The organism is Streptomyces sp. NPDC088147, assembly GCF_044741565.1.
In the GTDB taxonomy this organism is placed as follows: Bacteria; Actinomycetota; Actinomycetes; order Streptomycetales; family Streptomycetaceae; genus Streptomyces.
On sequence record NZ_JBIUSY010000009.1, the window covers coordinates 96,888 to 123,365 of the forward strand.

Genomic DNA, 26,478 nt, shown 5'->3' on the forward strand with positions numbered 1-26,478 from the left:
ATCCGGGCCGGGGATCAACCCGTACTCCGACGCGGTGACCGGCGAGGATGCCGAAGAATCAGCGGTATGAGCGGTATGAACGACCGATTCGGGACCCTGCGGGCACGGCTGCGCCGCACGGTCGGCTGCCCCGCGTATCCCTGGGTCACCGGAGCCCTGCTGACGGGCTGTGCGGCGGCGGAGCTGTGGCGCCTGCCGGCCGGGCCGACGGTCTCGGCGGGGGTGCTGGTCTCGGCGGCGTCCCTGATGTGGCGCCGGGCTCTGCCCGCGGTGTCGATTCTGACGGTGGCGTCGGTTCTGATCAGCTTCACCGCCAGTCCCTCGTCCAGTCTCTACGCCACAGCGGCGGCGGCCGGGCTGATCGGCTGCTACACCCTCGGCCGACAGCGGGTACAGCACCCGGCGCTGCTCGTCGGCGGTGGGTTTCTCGCGGCGCTGGCGGCGAATCTGGTGCACATCAGTACCTGGCAGCGCACCGCCCGGGACCTCATCCCCTCCTTGCGGCGAGGCGACGCGTTCTCCCTCGGGTGGTTCGCCGAGACCTTCGTCCTGACCGCCGTGGTCCTCGGCGCCGTCAGCACCGGGGACGCCGTACGGGCACGCGAGGAGACCCGGCGCGAACGGAGCGCCGCGCAGGAACGGCTGATCGCGATGGAGCGCCGCCGGGCGGCGGAGGCCGAGCGCGCGGCGATCGCCCGCGAACTGCACGATGTCGTCTCCCACTCGGTCTCGATGATCGCGGTGCAGGCGGAGAGCGCGGCGTACACCACGCCCGGCCTCTCGCCCGAGGCCCGGACCGCGTTCCAGGACATCGCCGGGACGGCACGCTCGTCGATGGCCGAACTGCGGCGGCTGCTGGGGGTGCTGCGGACCCGTCCCGACGAGAAGGCCGCGACCGCGCCGCCGCCGTCGCTCGACACGCTGGACGAACTGCTGGAGCAGCACCGCGCGGTGGGCGGCGAGGCGGAGCTGCGGTTCACCGGCGAGCGGGGCGCCGCGGGCGAGCGGAACGGACTGCCCGCCTCCTGGGAGCTGTCGGCGTACCGCATCGTGCAGGAGGCGCTGACCAACGCGCGCCGGCACGCGCCCGGCGCCCGTACGCTGGTGGAGATCGGCTATCTCGCCGACCGGCTGGCCATCCGGGTCGGCGACGACGGTCCGGGGCCCGCCGCCGGCCGGCCCTGGGGACACGGTCTGGCGGGGATGCGGGAACGGGCCGCCCTGCTGGGCGGCCGGCTCACGGCCGGTCCGGGGCCTGACGGCGGTTTTCTCGTGGAGGCGGAACTCCCTTGGTGATCAGGGCGATCGTGGCCGACGACCAGGCGGTCGTACGGACCGGCTTCGTCAATCTGCTGGCCACGCAGGACGACATCACCGTGGTGGCGGAGGCGGAGGACGGCGTCGAGGCGGTCCGGGCCGCCGCCGAGCACCGGCCCGATCTGGCGCTGCTCGACATCCGCATGCCGCACAAGAACGGCATCGAGGCGGCCCGCGAGATCCTCGCCGCGTCCGGTGGATCGACGAAGGTGCTGATCCTGACCACCTTCGATCTCGACGAGTACGTGTACGACGCGCTCGCGGCGGGAGCGGGCGGTTTCCTCCTGAAGGACGCGACCTTTCCCGAACTGCTGCACGCCGTACGGGTCGTGGCCAGGGGCGACGCGCTGCTCGCGCCCGAGGTCACCAAGCGGCTGATCGCGGAGTTCGCTCGGCAGCGCGAGTCGGTGCTGCCCGTGCGCACGCTGGACGGGCTGACCGCGCGCGAGGCCGAGGTGCTCGTACTGATCGCGCGCGGTCTGTCCAACGCCGAGATCGCCGGCCGGCTCACCATCTCGGACCACACGGTCAAGACGCATATCAACCGGCTGTTCGCGAAGATGCGGCTCAGGGACCGGGCGCAGGCGGTGATCCTGGCGTACGAACTCGGTCTGGTGCGGCCGGGCGCGGGGCGCCATGACCCGTGAGGTTCGGGGACGGCCCGGCCGTGTCCGCCACCCGCACGCCCGGCCGGCCCCGGTCCGATGCCCGCACGCTCTGCGGGTCCTGATCCGCCGCCCTCATGCCCGGCCGGTCCTGATCCCCCGCCCTCATGCCCGGCCGGTCCTGGGCGGCCAGCACCACCACCTCCTCGGCGGCGAAGGCGACCCCCACCTCCGCGCCCTCCTCCGGCGCCTCGCGCAGCCCGCACTCGGCCTCGATGTCCGGTGCGCCGGTGAGTGCGCCGGGCCGTAGCAGTACGGTGACCCGGCCGCCGGTGAACGTACGCGCCCCGACCGTGCAGCGCAGCCCTTCGCCGGGGTCCACGAGACGTACCCCCGCGGGCCGGACCAGCACCGTCCGCTCGCCCTGGGCCGATCCGTCGGGGACCGGGACCCTGCCCCAGACCGTGTCGGCGACGGCGCCGCTCACCGTCGCGTCCACGACATTGCCGAAGCCGAGGAACCGCGCGACGAAGGCGGAGGCGGGCCGCTGCCAGACCTCCAGCGGGGTGCCGGTCTGGGCGATACGGCCGTCGCGCATCACCACCACCCGGTCGGCGAGCGCGAAGGCCTCCCCCTGGTCATGGGTGACGGCGAGCACGGTCGTGCCCAACCGTCCGAACAGACCGCGCAGTTCGACCACGAGCCGGTCGCGCAGGCCGCGGTCGAGCTGGCCGAGCGGTTCGTCCAGCATCAGCAGCCGCGGCCTCGGCGCGAGCGCCCGTGCCAGCGCGACCCGCTGCTGTTCGCCGCCCGACAGCTCGGCGACGGCCCGGCGGCCGGCCCCCGGCAGCCCGACGAGGTCGAGCAACTCGGCGACGCGGCGGTCCTGTTCGTCCCGGGTGGCGCCGCGTATCCGCAGGCCGAAGGCGACATTGCCGCGCACGTCACGCTGCGGGAAGAGCTGATGGTCCTGGAACATCAGGCCGACGCCGCGCCGGTGCACCGGTACCCCCGACTGGTCGGAGCCGTCGAGCGCCACCCGTCCGCCGGCCGGCTCCTGGAGCCCGGCGACCACCCGCAGCAGCGTCGACTTGCCGCTGCCGCTCGGTCCGAGCACACAGACGATCTCGTGCTCGGCGATCTCCAGATCCACCGCGTCGAGCGCGGTGCGGGAGCCGAACCGTACGGTCACGTCCGACAGGGTCAGCAAGGCCATCAGAACTCTCCCGAGCGGTCGGTACGGATACGTTCCAGCGCCAGCAGCGACACCGCGCACACCACCATCAGGACCGTGGAAAGGGCCATCGCCTGGCCGTAGTTCAGCTCACCCGGCCGCCCCAGCAGCCGTGCGACGGCCACCGGCAGCGTCGGCCGGTCCGGGCGCGCGATGAAGACCGTCGCGCCGAACTCGCCGAGCGAGACGGCGAACGCGAACCCGGCGGCGACCAGCGACGCCCGCCGTACCAGCGGCAGATCCACCTCCCGCCAGGCGCGCAGCGGCGACGCCCCGAGCACGGCCGCCGCCTCGCGCAGCCGACCGTCCACCGCCCGCAGCACCGGCAGCATGGTCCGTACGACGAAGGGGACCCCCACCAGCGCCTGGGCGAGCGGCACCAGGATCCAGGAGGCGCGCAGATCCAGCGGGGGCTTGTCCAGCGTGATCAGGAAACCGAAGCCGACGGTCACGGCCGAGACACCGAGCGGCAGCATCAGCAGCGCGTCGAAGCCCCGCACGAGACGGCCCGCGCGCCGGGTGAGCGCGGCGGCGGCCAGTCCTCCGACCACCAGCGCGACGGCGGTCGCGACGAGCGCGTACCGCAGGGAGTTCCAGACCGCTTCCAGCGGCGGTACGAGGAAGGTGCCGCCGCTGGACTCCACCGATCCGAGGGCCCGGTAGAAGTCGAATCCGTACCCGCCGGGACCACCCAGGGAGCGTTCGACGAGCACCCCCAACGGCACCAGGATCAGCAGCAGTACGGTGCCGAGCACCCCGCAGAGCAGCGCCCACTGCCCGGCGCCGCGCGGCCGGTGTGCGGTCAGCGCGGGGTCGACCAGCCGCAGCGCGGTCTCCCGCCTCCGTACGGTCCACGCGTGCACCGCGAGGACCGCGCCGACCGCCGCGAACTGCACCAGCGTGAGCACGGCGGCGGTGGGCAGATCGAGGAGCTGCGCGGTCTGCCGGTAGATCTCCACCTCAAGGGTGGAGAAGCCGGGGCCGCCCAGGATCTGTACGACCCCGAAGGAGGTGAAGGTGAACAGGAAGACCATCAGCGCGGCGGCGGCGACGGCGGGGCCGAGGGCCGGCAGCGTCACCCGCCACCAGGCCGCGAGCCGTCCCGCGCCGAGCACCCGGGCCGCCTCCTCCTGGCGCGGGTCGAGCTGCGCCCACAGCCCGCCCACCGTCCTGACGACCACCGCGTAGTTGAAGAAGACATGCGCGAGGAGGATCGCCCAGACGGAGGTGTCGAGCCGTACGCCCCACAGGTCGTCGAGGAGTCCGCCGCGCCCGAGCAGCGCCAGGAAGGCGGTGCCGGCCACGACGGTCGGCAGCACGAACGGGACGGTGACGACCGCGCGCAGCAGCTGTTTGCCGGGAAAGTCGAAGCGGGCGAAGACATACGCGCCCGGCAGCGCGATCAGCAGGGTCAGCGCGGTGGAGGCGAGCGCCTGCCAGGTGGTGAACCACAGGACGCCGAGGATGTCCGGGCGGGCCAGTACGTCCCCGATCCGGCCGACCTGCCAGCCGCCGTCCGTCTTCAGCCCCCGGCCCACGATCGCGGCCACCGGATAGGCGAAGAAGACCGCGAAGAAGGCGACGGGCACGGCCATGAGCGCGAGCCGTACGGCGTTTCCGCGCCCCCGGCCGCGCCCCGGCCGTCCTCCCCCCGGCGTCCTGGCGGTTACTTCACTACGAGTGAGGACCACGACTGGATCCACTGCTCACGGTGGGCGGCGATCGTGTCGGGCGCCACGGCCTCGGGCGTGTCGACGGTCGCGCCGAACTTCGTGAACAGCTCCGGCAGCGCGACGTCCTTGACCACGGGGTTGACGAACATGTTCAGCGGCATGTCCGCCTGGAACTTCTCGCCGATCAGGAAGTCCAGCAGCGCCTTGCCGCCGGCCTCGTTCCTCGCGCCGCCCAGCAGCCCGGCGAACTCGGTCTGCCGGAAGCAGGTCCCGGTGGAGACCCCGGTCGGCGCCTCCTCGGGCCGGGGGTCGGCGTACAGCACCTCGACGGGCGGGCTGGAGGCGTACGAGACGACGAGCGGCCGGTCGGCCTTGGCCTTCTTGCCGCCCGCGGAGCCGGAGAAGCTGTCGTTGTACGCCTGCTCCCAGCTGTCCACGACCTGGACTCCGTTGTCCTTCAGCTTCTTCCAGTAGTCCTGCCAGCCCTTGTCGCCGTACCGCGCGACCGTGCCGAGGAGGAAGCCGAGGCCGGGTGAGGAGGTCGCGGCGTTCTCGGTGACGAGGAGGTTCTTGTACTGGGGCTTGATCAGATCGTCGAAGGTCCGCGGCGGCGTCAGCTTCTTGTCCGTGAAGTACTTCTTGTCGTAGTTGACGCAGATGTCGCCGGTGTCGACCGGGGTGACCCGGTTCTTGTCCTTGTCGAGCCGCGCGCTCTCCTCGACGCGGTCCAGGCCCTTCGCCTTGTACGGCGTGAACAGGCCGTTGTCGAGGGCGCGGGAGAGCAGGGTGTTGTCGACACCGAAGAAGACATCGCCCTGGGGCGAACCCTTCGTCAGGATCTCCTTGTTGAGGGCCTCCCCGGCGTCGCCGCTCTTCAGGACCTTGACCGTGTAACCGGTCTCCTTGGTGAACTCCTTCAGCACGGCGGGCGAGGCGTTGAACGAGTCATGGCTGACGAGGGTGACGGTCTTGGACTCCGGGCTGCCGCTGCCGCCGTCACCGGACGACGCGGAGCCGCCGGACCCGCCGCAGGCGGCGAGCGCCGAGACGCCGAGCGCGGCGGCGAGCGCGCCGGCCGCCGCCCTTCTCGTGCCGGTACGCGTACGGGCGGGACGAATACGGGTACTGCTCACTGACTTTCCTCCTGGGATGTCCAGGAGAAGACGCGGCCCTGCCCGGGGTCCGTACGGTCCGGACTCCGGGCAGGGCGCTACAGCTTGAGTGGTGTCCGAACTTCCTACCCAGAATGACCTGGGCAAGGTTCAGAGGGTCTGCGACCGCTGCCCGCTCCCACGGACATGTGCCGCACTCTCAGCGCTGTGGCGCTCCCCTGTCGGAAAATATGCAATACGTTCAGGCCAAGGCTACCCCGTGGCGCCGTACCGACTCCTCCGGCTCCTACCGCTCGGAGGCGGCCAGCTGTCCGCACGCCCCGTCGATCTCCTGGCCCCGGGTGTCCCGTACGGTCACCGGCACGCCGTGGGCCGCGATCGCCTCGACGAACGCCTTCTCGTCCTCGGGGCGCGACGCCGTCCACTTCGAGCCGGGCGTCGGGTTGAGCGGGATCAGATTGACGTGCACCCGCTTGCCCTTGAGCAGCCGGCCCAGCCGGTCGCCGCGCCACGCCTGGTCGTTGATGTCGCGGATCAGCGCGTACTCGATGGAGACCCGGCGGCCCGACTTCTCCGCGTACTCCCAGGCGGCGTCCAGCACTTCCCGCACCTTCCACCGCGTATTGACCGGCACGAGGGTGTCGCGCAGTTCGTCGTCGGGCGCGTGCAGGGAGACGGCGAGCCGGCACTTGAAGCCCTCGTCGGCGAAGCGCAGCATCGCGGGCACCAGACCGACCGTCGAGACGGTGATCCCGCGCTGCGAGAGGCCCAGACCGTCCGGCTCGGGGTCGGTGAGCCGGCGGATCGCCCCGACCACCCGGTTGTAGTTGGCGAGCGGCTCGCCCATCCCCATGAAGACGATGTTGGACAGCCGCGAGGGACCGCCGGGAACCTCGCCGTCACGCAGCGCGCGCATCCCGTCGACGATCTGGTGCACGATCTCGGCGGTGGAGAGATTACGGTCCAGACCGGCCTGGCCGGTGGCGCAGAACGGGCAGTTCATCCCGCAGCCCGCCTGCGAGGAGATGCACATGGTGACCCGGTCCGGGTAGCGCATCAGCACCGACTCGACGAGGGTGCCGTCGTGCAGCCGCCACAAGGTCTTGCGCGTGGTGTCGTCGTCGCACGAGATGTGCCGTACCACCGACATCAGGTCGGGCAGCAGCTCCGTGGCGAGCTTCTGGCGCGCGGCGGCCGGGATGTCGGTCCACTGCTCGGGGTCGTGCGCGTACCGCGCGAAGTAGTGCTGCGACAGCTGCTTGGCGCGGAACGGCTTCTCACCGATCGCGGCGACGGCCTCGCGGCGCTCGGCGGGGGTGAGGTCGGCGAGATGCCGCGGGGGCTTCTTGGCTCCGCGAGGCGCGACGAAAGTGAGTTCTCCGGGTGTCGGCGGGGCCATGAAAAACCAAATCTCCTCGGTGCGGCGAGGCCGGGCTACCCCCGCCGTGGCGGGGAGTACGGCAGGACGGTGCCGGTGCCGGGAGACCTCACGGGAACGGCTTCACAGCCGCGGGGCTCAAAAAGGGCCCGCCACCCGTGAGCGGCGAGCCCTTTCAGGGTAACCGGTACGGGTAGTGCCGCGACGGGCCGACCTCGCCGGGGACGAGAGCACTATCCGGAGCCCACGAAGAGCACCAGCAGCAACCAGACCACGGGCGCCGTGGGCAGCAGGGAGTCCAGCCGGTCCATGATCCCGCCGTGGCCCGGAAGCAGCGTGCCCATGTCCTTGATGCCGAGATCCCGCTTGATCATGGATTCGCCGAGATCACCGAGGGTGGCACTGGCCGCGACCGCGAGCCCGAGCAGCAGTCCCTGCCACCAGACCCCGCCGTCGATCATGAACTCCATGCAGAGCGCACCGGCCGCCATCGCGAAGCCGACGGCTCCGGCCAGCCCCTCCCAGGTCTTGCCGGGGCTGATACGGGGCGCCAGCTTGTGCGTACCGAAGCGCCAGCCGACCGCGTACGCGCCCGTGTCGCTGACGACCGTCAGCACCAGGAACATCAGCACCCGCCACGGGCCGTCGTGCGCGGTGAGCATCATCGCGACGAAGGTGGCCAGGAACGGCACGTAGAACGCGGCGAAGACCCCCGCCGTGACATCTCGGAGATAGCCCTCGGGCGGTTCCGTCATCCGCCAGATCAGCACCGCGAGCGCGGTGAGGGCCATCGCGACCCAGGCACCCTCCGCCCCCCGCGCGTACCCGGCGACGACCATCGCGGCGCCGCCGACGGCGAGTGGCACGAGCGGTGCCTTGATGCCCTTCTTCTCGTGGAGCCGTGAGGTCAGCTCCCACAGCCCGATCACCACCGCGACCGCTATGACGCCGATGAAGACGGCCTTGACGATGAAGAGCGAGGCCGCGACCACCGCGCCGAGCCCGATACCGACCCCTATGGCCGCACGCAGATCGCGTCCGGCCCGCTTCTTCGGCGGGGGTGGCGGAGGGGCTGCCATGGGCTCCTGCGGGGTCTTGTCACGGAACAGGGGGCCGCCCGGCCGAGCGGCCCCCCGGTCGTCATCCTGGTTCCCGCTGTCGGCGGGTCCGTCGGGCACGATGGGCATGGGCCGAGTCTGCTGTGCGGGATGCTCATCGTATGCGGGACCCGCCGGGACAGCCCCCGGGTCGGTCGGTCCCCAGTATCCGGCTGTCGACGAGGCTCCCCGGGAAGAGTCGTTCATCAGACTTCGAGCAGCTCGGCTTCCTTGTGCTTCAGCAGCTCGTCCACCTGCGCGACATACTTCGCGGTGGTGTCGTCGAGCTCCTTCTCGGCGCGGCGGCCCTCGTCCTCGCCGACCTCGCCGTCCTTGATCAGCTTGTCGATGGTCTCCTTGGCCTTGCGGCGGACCGCGCGGATCGAGATCTTCGAGTCCTCGGCCTTGGTCTTGGCGACCTTGATGAACTCCTTGCGCCTGTCCTGCGTCAGCTCGGGGAACACCACCCGGATGATGTTGCCGTCGTTGCTCGGATTGACGCCGAGGTCGGAGTCGCGGATCGCCTGCTCGATATTGCGCAGCGCGCTCTTGTCGAACGGGGTCACCACGGCCATCCGCGCCTCGGGCACGGCGAACGAGGCGAGCTGGTTGATCGGGGTCAGGGCACCGTAATAGTCGGCCACGATCTTGTTGAACATCGCCGGGTGCGCCCGCCCTGTGCGGATCGCGGCGAAGTCGTCTTTGGCGACCAGGACGGCCTTCTCCATCTTCTCCTCGGCCTCGAGGAGGGTCTCTTCGATCACCACTTGCTCCTGCGTGTCTTGAGTGGGCCCGGCGTGCGAATCGGCCGGCGGAACCTGCGTCGCGTCTTGTCCTGCACGGTGTCCGACCGGCAGGGCTTTGTCCATCCCGTGCGGGGCGGCCCCGGATCAGCTCCGGGTGCCCTGGTCGCTCACGAGCGTGCCGATCTTCTCACCCTTGACCGCACGCGCGATATTGCCTTCCTTCAGCAATTCGAAGACGAGGATCGGCAGCTTGTTGTCCTGGCACAGCGTGATGGCGGTCATGTCGGCGACCCGCAGATCTCCGGCGATCACCTCGCCGTACTCCAGGGCGTCGAACTTGACCGCGGCGGGGTTGGTCTTGGGGTCGGAGTCGTACACCCCGTCGACCCCGTTCTTCCCCATCAACAATGCCTCGGCGTCGATCTCCAGCGCGCGCTGGGCGGCCGTGGTGTCGGTCGAGAAGTACGGCATGCCCATACCGGCGCCGAAAATCACGACGCGGCCCTTCTCCAGGTGGCGCACGGCGCGGAGCGGGATGTACGGCTCCGCGACCTGCCCCATGGTGATGGCGGTCTGGACACGGGAGTCGATGCCCTCCTTCTCCAGGAAGTCCTGGAGCGCGAGGCAGTTCATGACCGTGCCGAGCATGCCCATGTAGTCGGAGCGCGCCCGGTCCATGCCGCGCTGCTGGAGTTCGGCGCCCCGGAAGAAGTTGCCCCCGCCGATGACGACCGCGATCTGGGCGCCGTCCCGGACGACGGCGGCGATCTCGCGGGCGATGGCGTGGACGACATCGGGGTCGACGCCGAGCGCTCCCCGTCCGGCGAACGCCTCACCGGACAGCTTCAGCATGAAGCGTCCGCGGCCGTGGTTCCTGCCGTCGTCGCTCTTCTTGCCGTCGTCGCTTGTGTCGGCCTGTTCCATGGAGATCTCCTCGTGCGCATACGAAGAAGGCCATTGCCGGGGTCCTTGCGGTTCCCTGTGCGGCAATGGCCTCCTCGTCAGATCTGCGGCCGCCCGGCAGGTACCCGGACGACTGCGTCAGACCCTATCGGGGTCTTGGGTTGATCGCGTACAGACTCAGACGCCGACCTTGATGCGCACGAAGCGCGTCAGGGCGACACCGGCCTCGTCCAGGACCTTCTGGACGGACTTCTTGTTGTCCTTGGCGAACGCCTGCTCCGTCACGACGACGTCCTTGAAGAAGCCGTTGACACGACCCTCGACGATCTTCGGCAGGGCGGCCTCGGGCTTGCCCTCCTCGCGCGAGGTGGCCTCGGCCACGCGGCGCTCGTTCTCGACCGTCTCGGCCGGGACCTCGTCGCGGCTGAGGTACTTCGGCGCGAAGGCGGCGATGTGCTGCGCGACGTCCTTGGCGACCTCGGCGTTCTCCTTGTCCAGCTGGACGAGGACGCCGACCTGCGGCGGGAGGTCGGGCATGGTGCGGTGCATGTAGGCGGCCACGTAACCGCCGGTGAACTGCGCGAAGCGGTCCAGGACGATCTTCTCGCCCAGGTTGGCGTTCGCCTCGTCCACGTACGCCTGCACGGTCTTGCCGGCCTCGATCTCGGAGGCGAGCAGCGCCGGGAGGTCGGCCGGGGACGTCGCGGCGACGTGGGCGGCGAGCGTGTTGGCGACGGTCTGGAACTTGTCACCCTTGGCGACGAAGTCCGTCTCGCACTTCAGCTCGAGCAGAACGCCGGAGGTCTTGTCCTCGGAGATGAGGGAGACGACAGCGCCGTTCTCGGCCGAACGGCCCTCGCGCTTGGCGACGCCCTTCTGGCCCTTGACACGGAGAAGCTCGACGGCCTTGTCGACGTTGCCGTCGGCCTCGTCGAGCGCCTTCTTGCAGTCCATCATGCCGGCGCCGGTGAGCTCACGGAGCTTCTTGACGTCAGCGGCGGTGTAGTTCGCCATGATCTGTAATTCTCTCTCGAAGGTCTGAAGGATCTACGGGTGAACGGCGGGGGCCGGTGGGCCCCCGCCGTCAACTACCGAACCTGGGGAAGGTCAGGCCTGCTCGGTGTCCGCGGCCGGAGCCTCGGCGGGGGCCTCGGCCTGCTCCGCGTCGGCGACCTTCTCCGTCTCGGCGGAGGTCTGGACGTCGCCCTCGGCCTTGGCCTCGGCCTCGGCCGGCTTCTCGGCGTCGTCCTTCTTCTCGCCCTCGAGCAGGTCGCGCTCCCACTCGGCGAGCGGCTCGCCGGCGGCCTTCTCGCCCGGCTTCGAGTCACCGGTGGCGACGCCGGAACGGGCGATGAGGCCCTCGGCGACGGCGTCGGCGATCACGCGGGTGAGCAGGGTGACGGAGCGGATCGCGTCGTCGTTGCCCGGGATCTTGTAGTCGACCTCGTCGGGGTCGCAGTTGGTGTCGAGGATCGCGACGACCGGGATGTGGAGCTTGCGCGCCTCACCGACGGCGATGTGCTCCTTCTTGGTGTCGACGATCCAGACGGCGCTGGGCACCTTCTGCATCTCGCGGATACCACCGAGGGTCTTCTCCAGCTTGGCCTTCTCGCGGGAGAGGACCAGCAGCTCCTTCTTGGTGAGGCCGGAGGCGGCCACGTCCTCGAAGTCGATCTGCTCAAGCTCCTTCAGACGCTGAAGGCGCTTGTAGACGGTGGAGAAGTTGGTGAGCATGCCGCCCAGCCAGCGCTGGTTGACGTAGGGCATGCCGACGCGCGTCGCCTGCTCGGCGATGGCCTCCTGGGCCTGCTTCTTCGTACCGACGAACATGATGGAGCCGCCGTGCGCGACGGTCTCCTTGACGAACTCGTAGGCGCGGTCGATGTACGACAGCGACTGGAGCAGGTCGATGATGTAGATGCCGTTGCGCTCGGTGAAGATGAAGCGCTTCATCTTCGGGTTCCAGCGACGGGTCTGGTGACCGAAGTGGACGCCGCTCTCCAGCAGCTCCCGCATCGTGACGACGGCCATGGCCGTACTCCTTGAGATACTCGGTTGTCGCGTCCGCCGGACGGCAGTCGCGCCTGACGCCCCGATGCGCTGTGCCACGGAAGACCGAGACCGAGAAGCGCTGACATCGGCGCGAAGGGGCCGATGGCGGGGCGTGCGAAGTCGACCCGGTGACCCGGATCGCCACAAGAAGTGTACGGGACCTTCGCACCCCTGGGTGACGGCGTTGTCCACAACCGGTCGGTACTCCACAGATCCCGTTCATGATCAGCGCGATGGTGCCGTCCTGCGGGACCGTGTCAGGCATGACTACTTTCCGTAACCCCTTCGGCACACGCGTCCCTCTCGCCCCGCGCCGCGTACCGCTCGTGCCGCGCCGCGTACCGCTCCGGCCGCGCCGCGTACCGCTCATGCCACTCGCGCTCGGCGTACTCGTCGCCGTCGTCCTGGCATCGCTCGGGCTGTGGGCCGCGCCGGAGGCGGTGGCCGCTCAGGTGCCCGGCGCCGGCGAGGGCCGGGCCTGGCCCGTGGGTTCGCGTCCGGGCCCGGCGGTGCTGCGGGGCTGGGAGCCGCCCGCCACGGCGTACGGCCCCGGTCATCGCGGGGTGGACCTGGCCGCGGCGGCCGGGGCGCCGGTACACGCGGCGGCAGCGGGCCGGGTCTCCTTCGCGGGCCGGGTGGCGGGGCGCGGGGTGCTCTCGATCACGCTGACCGGTACGGGGGATCCGCCACTGCGGACCACCTACGAACCGGTGTCACCCCTCGTCGCCGAAGGAGACGACGTGACGGCGGGCCAGCGGGTCGCCACGATGACGGGCGCTCCGTCCCACTGCGCGCCGGGATGTCTGCACTGGGGTCTGCTGCGGGGCAGGGTCCATCTGAACCCGCTGTCCCTGCTGCCCCGCGCGCTGCTGCGCCGGGGCCCGTCGCGGCTCCTGCCCGTCTTCGGTGTCCCCGAGCCGGAGCCGGAGCCGGTACGAGCGCGGTGGGGCGCGCGGTGGACACTGACGGCGCATCCGCCGGCGTACGCGCCGACGGTGTACGTGCCGACGGTGTACGCGCCGTCGGTGTACGTGCCGGGCCCTCAGCCCCGTACGCCGCGCAGCGCCATGGAGACGGCCGCCTCGGCGATCTCCGGAGGCGTCTCGGCCGCGCCGAGCTCGATACGTCGGACGGCCGCGTCCACGACGCCCTGGAGCAGCATGGCGGCGAGCCGGGGCTGTTCATGGCCCAGTTCGCCGAGAGCCTCCACGATCATGGCGATCAGCCCGCCGTGCGCGGCACGGATCTTCTCCCGGGCCCCGGCGTCCAGCTCACTCGCGGAGATGGCGACGACCGCGCGGTGGCGCCGGTCCCCGACCAGCGCGAGCTGACGGCGCACATACGCCTCGATCTTGGCCTCCGGCGTCTGCGCCCCGGCCATGGCCGCCTCGACCTCGGCCGCCCAGACCGGGAAGTCGACGGCGCACAGTTCCTCGACGACGGCGGCGCGCGAGCGGAAGTACTCGTAGACGGAGGACCTGGCGAGGCCGGTGCGCTCGGCGAGTGCGGGGAAGGTCAGCGCGTCCGTACCGCCTTCGGACAGCAGGGAGCGCGCGGCGTCCAGCAGGGCGCCTCGTTGCATGGTCCGGTGCTCGGCCACGGAGGCCGCTCGAATCCTGGGCACGCCTCCACTCTACGGATGAGCGGGCGCCCCCACAGCGTCAGCGTCCGACGTCGGCCAGCTTCGCCCGCAACTGCAGCACGGACTTTGTGTGGATCTGGCTGACCCTGCTCTCCGTCACCCCGAGGACATGGCCGATCTCGGCGAGCGTGAGGCCCTCGTAGTAGTAGAGCGTGACGACCGTTTTCTCCCGGTCGGGGAGGGTGTTGATGGCCCGCGCGAGCAACCGTCTCAGCTCACGGTCCTCGGCGACCTCCACCGGGTTGTCGGCGGCGGTGTCCTCCAGGGTGTCCATGAGGCTGAGCCGGTCACCGCCCTCGCCGCCGACATGCAGCAGTTCCTCCAGCGCCACGACGTTCGCCAGGGACAACTGGCTGAAAACCGCGTGCAGTTCCTCCAGCGCGATCCCCATCTCGGCGGCGACCTCGGGCTCCGAGGGCGTACGCCGCAGCTGGGCCTCCAGCGTGGCGTAGGCGCGCTCGACGGCCCTGGCCTTCTGCCGCACGGAGCGCGGGATCCAGTCCAGGGCGCGGAGTTCGTCGATCATCGCGCCGCGGATACGGGTGATCGCGTAGGTCTCGAACTTGATGGCCCGCTCGATGTCGAACTTCTCGATCGCGTCGATCAGACCGAAGACCCCGGAGGAGACGAAGTCGGCCTGCTCGACATTGGACGGCAGTCCGACGCTCACCCGGCCCGCCACATACTTCACCAGGGGCGAGTAGTGCAGGATCAACTGCTCGCGCAGCCGCTCGTCGCCCGTGGCCTTGTACGACCGCCACAACTCGTCGAGCGACGAGGGCGCGGGGGGCCGCACGCCGCTCCGGGCGGCAGGGGGCGCCGCCGCGCGGTCAGACCCGGAGGTGTGCTGGGGCATGCGTCGCCTTGAGCCGTTCTGCTGTGACGTGCGGGGGGACATCTGTCTCGGGGGCCGGAACGCTGGTGAGCGTAGCGTGACTGACGCATCGCGCTGAGCGAGGAACGGGCGACCGCACCCGCCCCGACGGACGCCGCCGACCACACCGTCGATCCGGAGCCGACGCCGCTCGCGCCGGCCCCTGGTGCGTCACGGATCGAGAGGCAGGGGTCATCCGCATCACCTTTTCACCCGAATGCCCCAGGTCAAGTACCGCCTCGCCGCGCGGCGGCCAACTGCCAGCCGTCGCCATGCCGTTCGACGAACCCCAACGAGTGCAGTTCGTACAATCTGCCGAGCGCCTCGTCCGTGGTGGTACCCGCGCCGCGCGCGATCTCCGGCCCACGCGAGGCTCCCCGCGGGGGCAGCGCCTCCAGTACCCGTGCGCTGACCGGATCGAGCAGATCCCTGGGCAGTACGGGGCCGCGCCGGAGCGGTGCCAGCTCGCCCATGTCCCCCACCAGCTCGATCACTTCCGCGGCGTCCGTGACCAGCACTCCCTCACCGCGCAGCAGTTCGTGCACGCCCGCCGAGAGACCGCTGGTGGCGGGGCCGGGCACGCCCATCGTGAAGCGGCCGAGCCGCTGCGCCGCGCGCGCGGTGACCAGGGATCCGCTGCGGTATTCCGCCTCCACCACGACCGTGCCCCTGGTGAGCGCGGCGATCACGCGGTTGCGGAGGACGAACCTGCTGCGGGTGGGATGGTCGCCCGGCGGTAATTCACCGATGACCAGGCCCTGTTCGGCGATGCGTCCGATCAGCTCCGTATGACCGCGGGGATAGGCCACGTCGACCCCGCAGGCGAGGACGGCCACGGTGGCGCCGTCGGCCGCCAGCGCACCGCGGTGCGCGGCGCCGTCCACACCGAACGCTCCACCGGAGGTCACGACCCAGCCACGCTCCGCCAGACCGGAGCCCAGACTCGCCGCCATATGTGCCCCGTACGGAGTACACGCCCTGGCGCCGACCACCGCGACGGAGCGCAGGGACCAGAGCCGCAGATCCGCCGCGCCGCGCACCCACAGCCCGATGGGCGCTGCCGCCTCCAGGTCGTCGAGCTGGCTGGGCCACTCCCGGTCGCCGGGGCAGACGAACCGGCCGCCGAGCGTGTGCACCGCCGCCAGATCGCGTTCGGGGTCGGCCCTCGCCGCCCGTATCCGGTAGCCGCCGAGCCGCGGCTCACCGACCTCGGTGAGCTGTTCAGGCCCGGCGTCCGGTGAGGTGAGCAGCTCCAGCAGCCGAGCCGCCCCGAATCTCCGCAGCCACCGTCCGCCGCACTCGTCCCCCGGTTCCAGAATCCGCGTGAGCGCGGCCCGCGCCAGCCGCTCCGCCGGGGCGACGATGGTCATGACGCCGCTCCCGCCGCGCCCCGGGCCACGCCGGTACGCAGCTCCAGCGCCAGCGCCACATCGCGCGACTCCGGCCGGGCTCGCCCGGCAAGGTCCGCGACTGTCCAGGCCACCCGCAGCACCCGGTCCAGGCCGCGCGCGGTGAGCAGGCCACGCTCCAGATCGCGTTCGGCCGCGGCGAGCGCTCCGGGGGCGACGGGCCAGCGCGTGCGCAGCTCATGGCCGGGCACCTCGCTGTTCACCGTCCAGGGTGTGCCCTCCAGCCGGGCCGCCGACCGCTGTCTGGCCTCCCGTACCCGCACGGCCACCGCCGCCGTGGACTCGCCCCTGCCGCCCTGCCCCAGCAGATCCGCGCGGTGGACGGGCCGGACGCCGACCCGGAGATCGACCCGGTCGAGCAGGGGCCCGGACAGCCGGGCCTGGTAGCGGCGGATCGCCGAGGGCGGACAGTCACACGCCGCGCCGACCAGCGTGTGCCGCCCGCACGGGCAGGGATTGGCCGCGAGGATCATCAGAAACCGCGCGGGCAGCCGCACCACCCCGGCACTGCGTGCCACCACCACATGGCCGGACTCCAGCGGCTGCCGCAGGGCGTCCAGCGCCCGGCCCGAGAACTCCGGCGCCTCGTCGAGGAAGAGCACCCCCCGGTGCGCCAGCGACACCGCGCCCGGCCGCGGAAGCCCGTTCCCGCCGCCCACCAGGGACTGCATGGTCGCCGAGTGGTGCGGGGCGCAGTAGGGCGGGGCGCCGACGAGCGGCTCGCCGGGCGGCAGCATGCCCGCCACCGAGTGCACGGCCGTGACCTCCAGGGCTTCCTGTCCGGTCAGGGGCGGCAGGACGCCGGGCAGCCGCTCCGCCAGCATCGTCTTCCCCGCGCCCGGCGGTCCGTGGAGCAGCAGATGGTGCCCGCCGGCCGCGGCCACCTCCAGCGCCGTACGGGCCGACTCCTGGCCCGCCACGTCCGCGAGATCGGGCCGGTGTCCGTCGCCCGTCCCGGCGCCCGCGGCCAGACCGGTGCCGACCCCGGCGCCGGGCACCATCAGCCCCGCGAGCATCGCGTCGGGACGTCCCCGCGTGCTCTCCGGTGGCTCCTCGGGCACCGGCTCGTCGGTCAGTACGGCGATGAGCTGGCGCAGGGTCCGTACCCCGAGGACCGAGACCCCCGGTACCAGGGAAGCCTCGCCCGCCGTCTGCTCGGGGACGACGACCTGGCGGTAGCCCGCCTCGGCCGCCGCGAGCACGGCGGGCAGCACCCCGCGTACCGGCCTGACCCGTCCGTCCAGGCCCAGCTCCCCGATCAGCACCAGATCGGCGATGGCCCGGGGATCGATCCGTTCGGCGGCCCCGAGCACCGCGGCGGCCACGGCGAGGTCGAAGCCGCTGCCGCCCTTCGGCACGGACGCGGGGCTCAGCCCCACCGTGAGTTTCTTCTGCGGCCACTCGCCCCCGGAGTTCACCACGGCCGCCCGCACCCGGTCGCGGCTCTCCACCAGGCTCTTGTCGGGCAGCCCCACCAGGGTGAAGGCGGCCACTCCCGGCTCCAGATCCGCCTGGACCTCGACCACCACACCCTCGACGCCCAGCAGCGCCACCGAGCACGCACGCGCGAACCCCATCAGGCCACCCCCTGGGCGTGCTCGACCACGGGCGCGCCCCGGCCGGGCAGCAGCACCCCGATCAGGTCGATCCGCACCCCGCCGGGCGGCGGACCGCCGTACCGCTCCAGCCAGCAGTGCGCGAGCCGTTTCAGCCGGTCCGCCTTCACCGGCGTGACCGCGGCCATCGGATGCTCGAACCAGCCGGCCCTGCGGGTCTTCACCTCGCAGACGACCAGCACGTCCCGGCCCCCGCTGTCCCGGTCGCGGGCCACGATGTCGATCTCGCCGACCCTGCCGCACCGCCAGTTGCGCGCCAGCACGGTCATCCCCGCGTCGGCCAGCCGCCGCGCCGCCAGATCCTCGCCGTACCGCCCCAGTGCCCCCGTCGCGTTCATTCGGCACCACCTCCGGCACCGACTCTGACGCGACCGCCCGCAACTAGTGGATCTTGGTGGACAACCCGGTGGTTGTGGAAAACACGCTCACTCGTCCGTGGCGCTCAGCCGTGGCGCTCAGCCGTCCGTGACGCTCGCGCGCCCCAGCGCACCCACACCGGCACCCGGAGGCAGGCCCCTCACACGGGAACGCCCTCACACCCTCACACCATCGCGCCCCGTCACGATCACGCCCTTCAGCCGCCGGGGAGTTCGAGGTCGCTCTTGTTCAGCTCCTCGATATTCACGTCCTTGAACGTGAGCACCCGTACCTGCTTGACGAACCTGGCCGGCCTGTACATGTCCCAGACCCAGGCATCGGCCATCGTGACCTCGAAGAAGACCTCACCCTGCACCGAGTGCACCTGCATCTCGTAGTCATTGGTGAGATAGAAGCGACGCTCGGTCTCGATCACGTATTTGAACAGACCGACGACATCTCGGTACTCCCGGTAGAGCTTCAGCTCCATCTCGGTCTCGTACTTCTCGAGGTCCTCGGCGCTCATGGCATGTTCCCCTTCAGCCGTACGTCCCCCCATTGTGCTCCGGCCCTCGCGCCCCTAGACGCTCTCGGGGGCGAGGTCCACCGGCGCACCCGGGGGACCCTCGTCGAGCAGCGTGCGCAGCAGCTCGGCGAGCCTGGTCGGATACACCGTCTCACGCGCCGCCGACAGTTCGGCGGAGGTCCACCACCTCAGCCCCGCGACACTTCGCAGCTCCAGCTCGGTCAGCCCCTCGGGCGATGTCTCGGTCTGCGTCGTACGTGCCAGGAAGTACCACTCATCCTGATCCCAGCGGCGCCCGTCGAACGGGAAGGAGCAGGTCCGGCGCCACAGCACGGGCCCCAGCTCCACCTCTGTGATCCCCGTCTCCTCCGCCAGCTCGCGCAGCGCGGCCTCCTCACGGGTCTCGTCGCCCTCCAGACCCCCGCCGGGTGTGAACCACCAGTCGTTGTCCGGATCACCGGGCTCGTATCCGTGCAGGAGCAGAATCCGGTCCTCCGGATCCAGCAGCACCACCCGCGCCACCTTCCGCAGCGCTCGCCCGCCCGGCCCGGCGGTCTCCCCCGACCTGGCGGTCTCATCCGAACCTGCGGTCTCACCCGACCCGGCGGCCCCAGCAGCCCCGGCGGAATCAGCGGACACCCGCGGACACCCCTTCACCGCTCCTGCCACCGGCCCGCGGCTTCGAGAACCACCGGGCGACCGGCCCGTACGCCGCTCCGCCGAAGATCAGCAGCGCCCCGGCCACCACCGCCGCCACGATCAGCCGCACCGGCCCCGGCCCGGACACCCCGCCCGGCAGCGCCGCGAACCCCGCCGGCCGCTCGATCACCCCGCCCAGCGGCCAGGCCACGGCATCGACGCGCGCGTCGACCGCCGAGCGCGGCACCGACCCCTGCCCCGCGTCGTCCAGATGGATCCGAGAGTCCAGCGAACCGCTTCGTTCATCACCGAGCAGGAACAGCTTCCCCTCGGGCACGGTCGCGTCGAAGTCGGTCGTGGACGCCCGCCCGCCGATCATTCCCTGCACGTACGGCTCCTCGACCGCCGTGCCGTTGACGGTGAGCCGGCCGTCCGCGTCACAGCAGGCGATCTTGTCGCCGCCGACCGCGACCACCCGCTTCACCATCGGCATATTGGCCCAGGCCTCGTCCTTGAAGACCACCACGTCACCGCGGCGCACCTCGTCGCCGGATATCCGCTGTGCCAGCACCCGGTCCCCGGCCTTCACGGTCGGGTCCATCGAATTGGTCGGGACGGTGTACGGCAGGTACTCGACGGCTCCCCACCCGAACCCGCCGAGGAAGAGCACACAGCCGACGGCCACGGCCAGCCCCGACAGCACACTGCCGAGGCGGCCGTGGCCGCCGTTCGAACGTTCCGCTCGCCCTGATCCGCTCATCCCAGCACTCCCCCCGTTCCGGAGAACGATCACTCACCGTTCCGGAGAATGATCCTCGGAGATCGACGATCCGGGACGGCACCCTACCCGGCGGTACGCCCCCGGGTCAGCCTCCTTCGGCGCCACAGTACGAGCGGCACCGCTCCGGCCAGGCCCAGCGCTCCCGGAGCCGCGGCCGAGGCCACCGACGCCGCCGCGCTCAGCCCGGACTGGTCGAACGTGCCGGGCACCGGAAGCAGCGACCAGCGGTTGACCGGCCAGGCCACCACGAACGCGCGCCCGACGACCTCGTCGTTGGACACCGTGCCGTTACCGGCCAGCTCCTGGTGGTAGCGGGAGTCCAGCGAGTTCTGCCGGTGGTCACCCATCACCCAGATGCTGCCCTCGGGCACGTCGATCGGCCCGAACGGCTTGTCGTCACAGGGAGTGTTGCCCGGGTAGATGTAGTCCGTCTCGTTCAACGGAACCCCGTTGACCTGGACCTTTTCGCCCTTCTTGCACTCCACCGTGTCACCGCCGACCGCGATGACCCGCTTGATCAGGTCCTTCTCCTCGGACGACGGCATCAGCCCGATGAAGCTCAGGAACCGCTGCGCCACATTCGGCTCGGGTGCCTGGGTGTTGTCCAGCCAGCCGCCCGGGTCATGGAAGACGACGACCTCGCCGCGCTCCGGCTCGGATCCGAACCAGGGGGTGAGCTTGTCCACCAGCACCCGGTCGCCCCGTTGCAGGGTGTCCTGCATCGAGTCCGAGGGGATCGAGAACGCCTGCACCAGGAAAGTCTTGATCAGAAGCGCCAGCAGGAGCGCGATCCCGATGAGGAGGGGCAGCTCCTTCCAGAAGGAGCGCGGTTTCCTCGCGTCCGATCCGTCTTCGTCGCTGTCGCCGTCCCTGTCGCCGTCATGGATCCCGCCGGACCCGCTCCCGCGTTCCATCCGCCTGTCCGTCACGTTCTCGGGCGACTCGGCGAGCTGCTCGTGTCCCTCCTCGGGATCATCGTGTCCGGATCGTGCGCCGACCGCCACATCCCCCACATCCACTCCTCACTCCGTGCGATTACTCCGTGCGACCGCCTGCCCCGGAGACGGGACAGGCCCACCACTCCCATAACGAGCGGGAGTTCCGCAGGGCTCGGGAGCCGGATCAATCCGTTCAGATCCTGGGAAGACAGACTATGGGACGGCCCCAGTGCCGTCGTCGGCGCGGCGCGCGGATCCGGGACCGAAGCGTAGGTCTCCCGCTCCTCCAGTCGCCGCCAGTGACCGACCGGCCAGGCGATGACGACCGCGCGGCCCACGACCTCGTCCTCCGAGACGGTCCCCTTGTCCGCCTCCTGGAGGTGGAAGCGGGAGTCGGCCGAATTGGACCTGTGGTCCCCCATCACGAAGATGCGTCCGGCCGGCACCCGCACCTCGAAGGGGATCGTGGAGGGCGCGTTCCCGGGGTTCAGATACGGCTCGGTCAGCGGCGTGCCGTTGACGGTGACCTTGCCGTCGCGGTCGCAGCACTTGACGGTGTCCCCGCCGGTCGCGACGACGCGCTTGATCAGGTCCTGCTCGTCGGCGGACGGCAGCAGTCCGATGAACGTCAGCGCCTGCTTGACCTGCTTGATCACGATGGGTGAGTTGTCCGGCGCCGGCTTCTCGTCCTGAAGCCAGTTGCCGGGGTCCTTGAAGACCACGACGTCGCCACGCTCCGGCTTCGACCCGAACCACGGTGTGAGCTTGTCCACCAGCACCCGGTCGCTGATCCTGATCGTCTGCTCCATCGATCCCGAGGGGATCACGAACGCCTGCACCAGAAAGGTCTTGAGGACGAGCGCGATCAGCACCGCCACGGTGATGAGCAGCGGTATCTCCTTCGCCGCGGACCTCTGACGGCGCCGCTTGACCCGGCGGGCGAGCTTACGGCGCTCCGCGCGCCCCGGCAGAGTCCGGCCGGTGGTGGGCCGGGAGCCGGTGGGCAGCCGGGTGTCGGCCCCATGGCTGGGAGGGCGGCGGCGCCCCCGCTTACCCATGGACACCGCCCCGGGCAGGGGCTCCTGTGGCGGCCGGGGCCGCCTCGTCACCCGGGGTTGTCTCGCCACCCGGGCTCCGTACGCCGTGGAAGGCCCCTGTCGGCTCCAGGACGGCCCAGCGGCCCAGCGGCCAGCCGATCCAGTCCGCCCGTCCGATGACCTTGTCCACGGGCACCATGCCGCCGCCGGGGTCACCGAGATGGTCACGGGAGTCGCGGGAGTTGCTGCGGTGGTCGCCCATCACCCAGAGGGTGCCCTGGGGTACGACGATGTCGAAGGGGACGCTGGAGGGCGCGTCACCGGCGTACAGATACCGCTCGTCCACGGCCCGGCCGTTCACCTCGACCCTGCCCCCCTTGTCGCAGCAGACCACGCGGTCACCCCCCACACCGACCACGCGCTTGACGAAGTCGGTCTCGGCGGGCTCGGCGAGACCCAGGGCCGCGGCCGCCCCGTGCAACAGCCCGGTGACGGGGTTCTCGCCCGACGGCTCCTGGACGAAGGATCCGGTGCCGTCGAAGACCACCACATCACCGCGCTCCGGCGCGGTATCGAAACGGTACGCCAACTTGTTGACGAGCACCCGGTCCCCGACCTGGAGCGTGGGCTCCATCGATCCGCTGGGGATCAGGAACGGCTGCACCACGAAGTTGCTGAGGAGCAGCGCGAAGACACCGCAGACGAGCCCGAGCAGCCCCACTCGCCCCCAGGAGAGCCCGGACAGTGCGGACAGTCCGGGCAGCCGGACGAGCCGCCGGGAGGAACGGGGGGAACACGCGGAGCGCGACCCCTCTTCCGTCCCGTCGTGGGACGCGGAAGAGCGATCGCGCTCCGTCTGTCGTGCTTCGGTGTCCATCGGGGCCAGATCTTATCCGGCGGCCCTGTGGACCCCGTGCGCGTCCGGGCCGGCCCGGACGTCGCGGGCTTACCTGTCGCGCTTCTCCTTGATCTTCGCGGCCTTGCCGCGCAGCTCACGGAGGTAGTACAGCTTGGCGCGACGGACGTCACCGCGGCTCACGAGCTCGATCTTCTCGAAGATCGGGCTGTGCACCGGGAAGGTGCGCTCGACGCCGACGGAGAAGGAGACCTTGCGGACCGTGAAGGTCTCACGGACGCCGGAGCCCTGGCGGCGGATGACCACGCCCTTGAACTGCTGGATACGGGAGCGGTTGCCCTCGATGACACGTACGTGGACGTTCACGGTGTCACCGGGACGGAAAGCGGGGAGGTCGCTGCGGAGCGACGATGCGTCGACGACGTCGAGCAGGCTGGCCATGAAGGTCTGCTTCCTCGCTGATGCCACAGGTCATCAGCGGATATCGAGAGAGAGTCCGATGTGCCGTTCGCGTCGGGCGGGCGTCGTTCCCCCTGTGGCAGGGGCGCACACCGGACGTACAGCAGCGGCCTATTCTTCCATGGCCTCGGGCCTGCGCCAAAATCGGCCGCCGGGCTCCGGCGCCCAGCCCAGGATGGAGAGCATCTCGCGGTCCTTCTTGTCGAAGGACGCCGGGTCGCAGCGCTCGATCAGATCGGGCCGGTTGACGGCGGTGCGCCGGAACGCCTCGTCCCGCCGCCAGCGCGCGATCTTGCCGTGGTGCCCGCTGAGCAGCACCTCGGGAATCCCGCGTCCGCGCCACTCCGGCGGCTTCGTGTAGACGGGGCCCTCCAGCAGATTCGCCATCGCGCCGGGGGCGAAGGAGTCGTCGCGGTGCGACTCCGCGTTGCCGAGCACACCGGGCAGCAGCCGGGCCACGGCCTCGGTGATCACCAGTACGGCGGCCTCGCCGCCGGCGAGCACATAGTCACCGATGGAGACCTCGATCACCGGTATCCGGGTCGCGTACTCGTCGATGACCCGGCGGTCGATGCCCTCGTACCGCGCGGGCGTGAAGACCAGCCAGGGCCGCTCGGACAGCTCGACGGCCAGTTCCTGGGTGAAGGGGCGGCCACCGGGGGTGGGGACGACCAGGACCGGGCCATGGGCGCCCGACTCGTAGCCGCTCGCCAGGACGTCGTCCAGTGCGTCGCCCCAGGGCTCGGTCTTCATGACCATGCCGGGACCGCCGCCGTACGGGGTGTCGTCGACCGTGTTGTGCCGGTCGTACGTCCACTCCCGGAGGTCGTGTACGTGCACGTCGAGCCGCCCGCGCGCGCGGGCCTTGCCGACGAGCGAGACGTTCAGCGGTTCCAGGTACTCCGGGAAGATCGTGACCACATCGAGCCGCATCAGCCGTCGTCCCTACCGGCCGCGCCGTCCTCGCCGGACGTACCCGCCGCGCCGTCCTCGCCGGTGCCCGCGCCCCCGGAGCCGCCGTCCCCGGAGTCGCCGTCCCGGCCGGAGGCGATCTCCGCCCTGTCGTCGATCAGTCCCGGCGGCGGGTCGATGACGGCCCGCTGCTCCTCCAGGTCGATCTCGGTGACGATCTCCTCCACGAAGGGGATCATCACCTCGCTGCCGTCCGGCCGCTCCACGATGAACAGGTCCTGCGAGGGCAGATGCGAGATCTCGGTGATCCGCCCGATCTCCGTGCCGTCGGCGAGCACCACGTCCAGATCCATCAGCTGATGGTCGTAGAACTCCTCGGGGTCCGCGGGGAGTTCCTCGGGGTCGATCTCCGCGATCAGCAGGACATTGCGCAGCGCCTCGGCGCCCGTACGGTCGCGTACGCCCTCGAAGCGCAGCAGCAGCCTGCCGCTGTGCACCCGGCCCGTCTCGATCCTCAGCGGTCCGGCCTGGGCCGGTTCCGTGGCGAGTACGGCGCCGGGCCCGAGCCGCAGTTCGGGCTCGTCCGTACGTACCTCGACGGTGACCTCACCCTTGATCCCATGGGCGCGGCCCACCCGCCCGACCACCAACTGCACTGACACTCCACCTTCTTGTCCACGCTCACGCACCGGGAACAGCGAAGGCCGGGAAGGCCGTGGCCCTCCCGGCCCCTGCCGGTGTTCTGCTGTCTCAGCGGACCTGGTCCACGTCGATGAGATCGACGCGGATGCCACGGCCGCCGATGGCGCCCACGACGGTCCGCAGAGCACGTGCGGTGCGGCCGTTGCGGCCGATCACCTTGCCGAGGTCGTCCGGGTGCACCCGGACCTCCAGCACACGGCCGCGGCGCAGGTTGCGCGAGGCCACCTGCACTTCGTCCGGGTTGTCGACGATGCCCTTCACGAGGTGCTCGAGAGCCTCCTCGAGCATGCTCAGGCCTCGGTCGACTCGGCGGCGGCCGAGGACTCGGTCCCGGCTTCGTCGGCCTTCTTGTCAGACTTCTTGGCCTTCTGAGTGATCGCCTCACCCTTGGGCTCGTCGCCGGCGTCCTTCGCGGCGGCCTCGAAGAGGGCGCGCTTGTCGGCCTTCGGCTCCGGCTGGAGCAGCGGCGCGGGGGCCGGCAGGCCCTTGTGCGCCTGCCAGTCACCGGTGAGCTTGAGGATCGCGAGAACCGGCTCGGTCGGCTGGGCGCCGACGGACAGCCAGTAACGCGCGCGCTCCGAGTCGACCTCGATGCGCGAGGGGTTCTGCACCGGGTGGTACAGACCGATCTCCTCGATGGCCCGGCCGTCACGGCGGGTACGGGAGTCGGCGACGATGATGCGGTAGTGAGGCGAACGGATCTTGCCCAGACGCTTCAGCTTGATCTTGACTGCCACTGGAGTGGTGTCTCCTGGTCTTGACGTGGTTGGGCACAACGGGATGCCGCGTGGGGTTGCGGTACCCGATCCGCCCGATGGACGCGTCAGCCGGAGGAGAGAGGGGTCCTGTGCGACTGTCGAGTACAGCTGGCCATTCTGCCATACGCCCGCGACCGGGCATGACCCGGTGGCGGGCGGGCGGCGGGAGCGTCCGGGCCGGCCGGTGACTCAGCCCGCGGCGCCGACCACTTCGGGGATGCGGAAGGGCTTGCCGCAGCCGCCGCAGACGATCGGGGCCTGGGCGAGGACCGACGGTACGACCCGTACGTTCCGCCCGCAGTCACAGACCGCCTTGACGCGCACCCCGCCGCCGGACGAGCCGTGTCTGGCGGCCGGGCCGCGGAAGCTGCGCTTGGTGTCGGCGGCCGTCGCGACCGTGTGCGCCTTGAGGGCGCGCTGCAATCGCTCGATCGTGGGGCGGTAGCGCCGCTTCGCCTCGGGGCTGAGCGAGACCAGGGAGAAACCACTGCTGGGATGCGGCTCCTCGGGATGGTCGAGGCCCATCTCCTCGGCGATCGCCAGGAATCGGCGGTTGTGATAGCGGCCGGCCCGCGAGGTGTCCCGGACACCTCTGGCCGCGGCGATGCCATGGACCGCTTCGTGAAGCAGTCGTTCGAAAGAGAGCTCGGCGCCACAGGCGGACGACGACTCTCCGATCAGGGACTCTGGCGCGGCAAGATCCGGCAGCTCGGGGTGGGACCGCTGAATATCGGCCCACGCCTGCGCCAGCTCTGCGGCGAGAACAGGTGGTGTCGTGCTCACGTCGTGAACAACGAGCCGGAACGCTCCCGGGTTCCATTACGGGGCATCCCAAATAATTTGCACGTACCCGTC

The 26,478-nt window shown here is 70.9% G+C and carries 26 protein-coding genes, 3 pseudogenes and 1 riboswitch; of the genes and pseudogenes, 3 read left to right on the forward strand and 26 right to left on the reverse strand.

Going from position 1 to position 26,478, the window contains the following annotated elements:
• Nucleotides 1-75: 75 nt before the first annotated feature.
• Both ACIOGX_RS29290 and ACIOGX_RS29295 read left to right on the forward strand, forming a co-directional pair.
• Nucleotides 76-1,296, forward strand: coding sequence for a sensor histidine kinase (locus ACIOGX_RS29290; RefSeq protein ID WP_401917947.1), 1,221 nt, complete (start codon nt 76-78; stop codon nt 1,294-1,296).
• The gene (locus ACIOGX_RS29295; RefSeq protein WP_356511437.1) at nt 1,290-1,964 is read left to right on the forward strand and encodes a response regulator transcription factor; all 675 of its coding nucleotides are present in this window, start codon (nt 1,290-1,292) and stop codon (nt 1,962-1,964) included. The genes ACIOGX_RS29290 and ACIOGX_RS29295 overlap by 7 nt, the downstream gene beginning before the upstream one ends.
• A gap of 142 nt (nt 1,965-2,106) precedes the next feature.
• On the opposite strand, the pseudogene ACIOGX_RS29300 reads toward ACIOGX_RS29295, so the two are convergent.
• The 9 genes and pseudogenes from ACIOGX_RS29300 to rpsB form a co-directional block, all read right to left on the reverse strand.
• A pseudogene (locus ACIOGX_RS29300) lies at nt 2,107-3,138 on the reverse strand (ABC transporter ATP-binding protein); the annotation flags it as partial.
• Nucleotides 3,138-4,751 carry an ABC transporter permease gene (locus ACIOGX_RS29305; RefSeq protein WP_401917660.1) on the reverse strand — a complete coding sequence of 538 codons (1,614 nt, stop codon included), beginning with the start codon at nt 4,749-4,751 and terminating at the stop codon, nt 3,138-3,140. The pseudogene ACIOGX_RS29300 and the gene ACIOGX_RS29305, both read right to left, overlap by 1 nt.
• A 71-nt stretch (nt 4,752-4,822) precedes the next feature.
• The gene (locus ACIOGX_RS29310) at nt 4,823-5,962 is read right to left on the reverse strand and encodes a thiamine ABC transporter substrate binding subunit (protein WP_401917662.1); all 1,140 of its coding nucleotides are present in this window, start codon (nt 5,960-5,962) and stop codon (nt 4,823-4,825) included.
• Between the two features lie 83 nt (nt 5,963-6,045).
• Nucleotides 6,046-6,171, reverse strand: a riboswitch (TPP riboswitch).
• A 56-nt stretch (nt 6,172-6,227) separates the two neighbouring features.
• Nucleotides 6,228-7,340 (reverse strand): 23S rRNA (adenine(2503)-C(2))-methyltransferase RlmN, encoded by a 1,113-nt coding sequence (gene rlmN / locus ACIOGX_RS29315; RefSeq protein WP_129772185.1) that lies wholly within the window; start codon nt 7,338-7,340, stop codon nt 6,228-6,230.
• Between the two features lie 212 nt (nt 7,341-7,552).
• The gene (locus tag ACIOGX_RS29320) at nt 7,553-8,623 is read right to left on the reverse strand and encodes a phosphatidate cytidylyltransferase (RefSeq protein WP_356511429.1); all 1,071 of its coding nucleotides are present in this window, start codon (nt 8,621-8,623) and stop codon (nt 7,553-7,555) included.
• Nucleotides 8,623-9,180: a ribosome recycling factor gene (gene frr / locus ACIOGX_RS29325; RefSeq protein ID WP_030351725.1), complete on the reverse strand. Its 558-nt coding sequence runs from the start codon at nt 9,178-9,180 to the stop codon at nt 8,623-8,625. The genes ACIOGX_RS29320 and frr overlap by 1 nt, the downstream gene beginning before the upstream one ends.
• A gap of 126 nt (nt 9,181-9,306) precedes the next feature.
• A complete protein-coding gene (pyrH, locus tag ACIOGX_RS29330) occupies nt 9,307-10,086 on the reverse strand; it encodes a UMP kinase (RefSeq protein WP_129772187.1) in 780 nt (259 codons plus the stop codon).
• Nucleotides 10,087-10,242: 156 nt separating this feature from the next.
• On the reverse strand, nt 10,243-11,079 hold the full coding sequence (tsf, locus tag ACIOGX_RS29335) for a translation elongation factor Ts (RefSeq protein ID WP_030351727.1): 837 nt from the start codon (nt 11,077-11,079) through the stop codon (nt 10,243-10,245).
• A gap of 93 nt (nt 11,080-11,172) precedes the next feature.
• Nucleotides 11,173-12,096, reverse strand: coding sequence for a 30S ribosomal protein S2 (rpsB, locus tag ACIOGX_RS29340; protein WP_356511424.1), 924 nt, complete (start codon nt 12,094-12,096; stop codon nt 11,173-11,175).
• Nucleotides 12,097-12,485: 389 nt separating this feature from the next.
• On the opposite strand from rpsB, the pseudogene ACIOGX_RS29345 reads away from it, so the two are divergent.
• A pseudogene (locus ACIOGX_RS29345) lies at nt 12,486-12,902 on the forward strand (peptidoglycan DD-metalloendopeptidase family protein); the annotation flags it as partial.
• Nucleotides 12,903-13,159: 257 nt separating this feature from the next.
• Here the strand turns inward: ACIOGX_RS29345 and ACIOGX_RS29350 are convergent.
• The 17 genes and pseudogenes from ACIOGX_RS29350 to ACIOGX_RS29430 form a co-directional block, all read right to left on the reverse strand.
• Nucleotides 13,160-13,699 carry a TetR/AcrR family transcriptional regulator gene (locus ACIOGX_RS29350; protein ID WP_356511586.1) on the reverse strand — a complete coding sequence of 180 codons (540 nt, stop codon included), beginning with the start codon at nt 13,697-13,699 and terminating at the stop codon, nt 13,160-13,162.
• A gap of 79 nt (nt 13,700-13,778) precedes the next feature.
• On the reverse strand, nt 13,779-14,615 hold the full coding sequence (whiG, locus tag ACIOGX_RS29355) for an RNA polymerase sigma factor WhiG (RefSeq protein ID WP_129772189.1): 837 nt from the start codon (nt 14,613-14,615) through the stop codon (nt 13,779-13,781).
• A 245-nt stretch (nt 14,616-14,860) separates the two neighbouring features.
• The gene (gene dprA, locus ACIOGX_RS29360; protein ID WP_401917666.1) at nt 14,861-16,003 is read right to left on the reverse strand and encodes a DNA-processing protein DprA; all 1,143 of its coding nucleotides are present in this window, start codon (nt 16,001-16,003) and stop codon (nt 14,861-14,863) included.
• Nucleotides 16,000-17,619, reverse strand: coding sequence for a YifB family Mg chelatase-like AAA ATPase (locus ACIOGX_RS29365; protein WP_401917668.1), 1,620 nt, complete (start codon nt 17,617-17,619; stop codon nt 16,000-16,002). Before ACIOGX_RS29365 ends, dprA begins: the two co-directional genes overlap by 4 nt.
• Nucleotides 17,619-17,996 (reverse strand): YraN family protein, encoded by a 378-nt coding sequence (locus ACIOGX_RS29370; protein ID WP_129772192.1) that lies wholly within the window; start codon nt 17,994-17,996, stop codon nt 17,619-17,621. Before ACIOGX_RS29370 ends, ACIOGX_RS29365 begins: the two co-directional genes overlap by 1 nt.
• A 236-nt stretch (nt 17,997-18,232) precedes the next feature.
• Nucleotides 18,233-18,541, reverse strand: a complete 309-nt coding sequence (locus ACIOGX_RS29375) for a DUF2469 domain-containing protein (RefSeq protein ID WP_014675276.1) — start codon at nt 18,539-18,541, stop codon at nt 18,233-18,235.
• 54 nt (nt 18,542-18,595) lie between these two features.
• Nucleotides 18,596-19,072: an NUDIX hydrolase gene (locus ACIOGX_RS29380; RefSeq protein ID WP_356511584.1), complete on the reverse strand. Its 477-nt coding sequence runs from the start codon at nt 19,070-19,072 to the stop codon at nt 18,596-18,598.
• 97 nt (nt 19,073-19,169) lie between these two features.
• Entirely contained in the window at nt 19,170-19,940 is a 771-nt protein-coding gene (lepB, locus tag ACIOGX_RS29385; protein WP_356511416.1) for a signal peptidase I, read from the reverse strand.
• An 83-nt stretch (nt 19,941-20,023) separates the two neighbouring features.
• Nucleotides 20,024-20,875: a signal peptidase I gene (lepB, locus tag ACIOGX_RS29390; protein WP_401917670.1), complete on the reverse strand. Its 852-nt coding sequence runs from the start codon at nt 20,873-20,875 to the stop codon at nt 20,024-20,026.
• Nucleotides 20,841-21,957 (reverse strand): annotated as a pseudogene (lepB, locus tag ACIOGX_RS29395) (signal peptidase I). The gene lepB (ACIOGX_RS29390) and the pseudogene lepB (ACIOGX_RS29395) overlap by 35 nt, the downstream one beginning before the upstream one ends.
• Nucleotides 21,950-22,813: a signal peptidase I gene (gene lepB / locus ACIOGX_RS29400; protein WP_401917672.1), complete on the reverse strand. Its 864-nt coding sequence runs from the start codon at nt 22,811-22,813 to the stop codon at nt 21,950-21,952. Before lepB (ACIOGX_RS29400) ends, lepB (ACIOGX_RS29395) begins: the two are co-directional and overlap by 8 nt.
• Before the next feature lie 69 nt (nt 22,814-22,882).
• The gene (rplS, locus tag ACIOGX_RS29405) at nt 22,883-23,233 is read right to left on the reverse strand and encodes a 50S ribosomal protein L19 (RefSeq protein ID WP_129772195.1); all 351 of its coding nucleotides are present in this window, start codon (nt 23,231-23,233) and stop codon (nt 22,883-22,885) included.
• 129 nt (nt 23,234-23,362) lie between these two features.
• Nucleotides 23,363-24,184 carry a tRNA (guanosine(37)-N1)-methyltransferase TrmD gene (gene trmD, locus ACIOGX_RS29410; protein ID WP_356511412.1) on the reverse strand — a complete coding sequence of 274 codons (822 nt, stop codon included), beginning with the start codon at nt 24,182-24,184 and terminating at the stop codon, nt 23,363-23,365.
• The gene (gene rimM / locus ACIOGX_RS29415; RefSeq protein WP_401917949.1) at nt 24,184-24,819 is read right to left on the reverse strand and encodes a ribosome maturation factor RimM; all 636 of its coding nucleotides are present in this window, start codon (nt 24,817-24,819) and stop codon (nt 24,184-24,186) included. Before rimM ends, trmD begins: the two co-directional genes overlap by 1 nt.
• A gap of 94 nt (nt 24,820-24,913) precedes the next feature.
• A complete protein-coding gene (locus ACIOGX_RS29420) occupies nt 24,914-25,153 on the reverse strand; it encodes an RNA-binding protein (protein ID WP_030351741.1) in 240 nt (79 codons plus the stop codon).
• Between the two features lie 2 nt (nt 25,154-25,155).
• Nucleotides 25,156-25,602: a 30S ribosomal protein S16 gene (rpsP, locus tag ACIOGX_RS29425; RefSeq protein WP_129772198.1), complete on the reverse strand. Its 447-nt coding sequence runs from the start codon at nt 25,600-25,602 to the stop codon at nt 25,156-25,158.
• Between the two features lie 210 nt (nt 25,603-25,812).
• Nucleotides 25,813-26,406, reverse strand: a complete 594-nt coding sequence (locus tag ACIOGX_RS29430; protein WP_030351743.1) for a hypothetical protein — start codon at nt 26,404-26,406, stop codon at nt 25,813-25,815.
• Between the last annotated feature and the right edge of the window lie 72 nt (nt 26,407-26,478).